The following is a 1,540-nucleotide window of genomic DNA, read 5'->3' as shown; positions in this document are numbered from 1 at the left end:
TGGTATACATTTGCTCCGCCAATACGTTCATTCATTGAAAACAATAATCTAAAAAATAAAAATATCAGATTATTTAGCACCAACAGAGGTGCAAATGGAAAAACATTTGATGATTTAAAAGATATACTCGGAGATTCAAAGATACTGGATTTTAAAGAGTTTTTTATACCTAAAAAATGCCAGTGGGAGCAGGTAGATTCAGAAGTTAGAAAATGGATTAAATTATAGTTTAAACATATCATAGCAATAAAAAAGCTGCCACTGGCAGCTTTTTTATTTTACTTTCTTTAATATAATTTTATCCAGATCGTATTTATTTTCATAATTTACGAGCTCTATACTGTCTCTGCTGGTTTTAAAATACATTGTATCATCATCCAATTTCAGATAAAGTATTTTTTCCTTTATTACCCACTTTCCAGTCAGCTCTTCATGGGAGACTGCTTTTCCATTTTGTGACTCTATAACGGTTATAAAAAAGCTGTTTTCCTGATTTTCAGGAGGGATGATATATAATGGTATGGATTTTTCTTTCTCAAATAGTTTCAGATCCATGCTGTACACAGATCTGTCTTTTTCAATAGCTCCGCTGTATCTGTAAACACTGGGAGAGAGACTGAGGTTAAAATTATATAATTCCGGAATATCTGAATAAATAACCCGAGGATAGCTGTTGTATCCCGAGATTTTAATCATTTTGTTGCTGTCTTCTGTAAACATAAAGAGAATACCGTTTTTCATCTCCCATTTTCCCCTGATTTTTTTTGAAATTTTTAGAGTTTCTTTGGATTTTACCTGTATATAAAAACGATTGTCCAATTCATCTACTTTTAAAAGAAAAAGTTCCAGATATTCATCAGAATCCTCTCCTGTAATAAAATTATAGGGTTTAGAATCAAAATGTAATCTGCTTCTCTCCCTATTGCTGCATCCTGTGAGGGTTGTAACTATAAAAAGTATCAGTATAAAATATTTGTAAAGTTTCATGCGGTCCTCCTGATTTTTTCTTTGATTATACTCTAAAGGTTTTATAAAATCAAACTCTCTTTTTATTGAAAAAATATGAAAAACATAAAAAAATAATGTATACTGAAATGTAAAAAATAAAATACAGAGGAGTGATAAAATGAAAAACTTTAATTATAACATTCCAACAAAGATACTTTTTGGAAAAGGAAAAGTAGAAAAATTAGGATCTGAAATAAGTAAATACACGTCTAAAGTACTTCTTGTATACGGAATGAGCAGTATAAAAAAATCCGGACTCTATGATCTTATAAAAAAACAGCTTAGTGATTCTAAAATCCAATGTTTTGAACTAGGAGGAGTAGATCCAAATCCCAGAATAGAAAGTGTTTATAAAGGAGCCGAAATATGTAAAAAAAATGATATAGGGCTTGTCCTGGCTGCTGGGGGAGGTAGTGTCATTGATTGTGCCAAGGCCATAGCTGCTCAGGTAAAATATAATGGGGATGTGTGGCAGGATTTTTATGTAGACCATAATCTCAAAGAACTTCGTGATGCACTTCCTGTAGCCTCT

At 31.6% G+C, this 1,540-nt stretch carries 3 protein-coding genes; 2 read left to right on the top strand and 1 reads right to left on the bottom strand.

All coding sequences use genetic code 11. From position 1 onward, the window contains the following. On the top strand, nucleotides 1–228 hold a 228-nt coding region (locus ABZA26_RS14835; RefSeq protein ID WP_372715257.1), incomplete at its 5' end, for a hypothetical protein. A gap of 45 nt (nucleotides 229–273) precedes the next feature. Here the strand turns inward: ABZA26_RS14835 and ABZA26_RS14830 are convergent. Further along, nucleotides 274–987: a hypothetical protein gene (locus ABZA26_RS14830; RefSeq protein WP_372715256.1), complete on the bottom strand. Its 714-nt coding sequence runs from the start codon at nucleotides 985–987 to the stop codon at nucleotides 274–276. Between the two features lie 139 nt (nucleotides 988–1,126). On the opposite strand from ABZA26_RS14830, the gene ABZA26_RS14825 reads away from it, so the two are divergent. Beyond that, nucleotides 1,127–1,540: iron-containing alcohol dehydrogenase (locus tag ABZA26_RS14825; protein WP_372715255.1), on the top strand; the 414-nt coding region annotated here is incomplete at its 3' end.

This window comes from Ilyobacter sp. (assembly GCF_041583315.1).
Classification (GTDB): domain Bacteria; phylum Fusobacteriota; class Fusobacteriia; order Fusobacteriales; family Fusobacteriaceae; genus Ilyobacter.
The sequence above is the reverse complement of the archived record's forward strand: the minus strand, read 5'-3'. Positions and strand labels throughout refer to the sequence as shown.

Coding starts and splice junctions, on each gene's coding strand:
- ABZA26_RS14830 (WP_372715256.1), bottom strand. CDS start 987: ATGAAACTTTACAAATATTTTATACTGATACTTTTTATAGTTACAACC.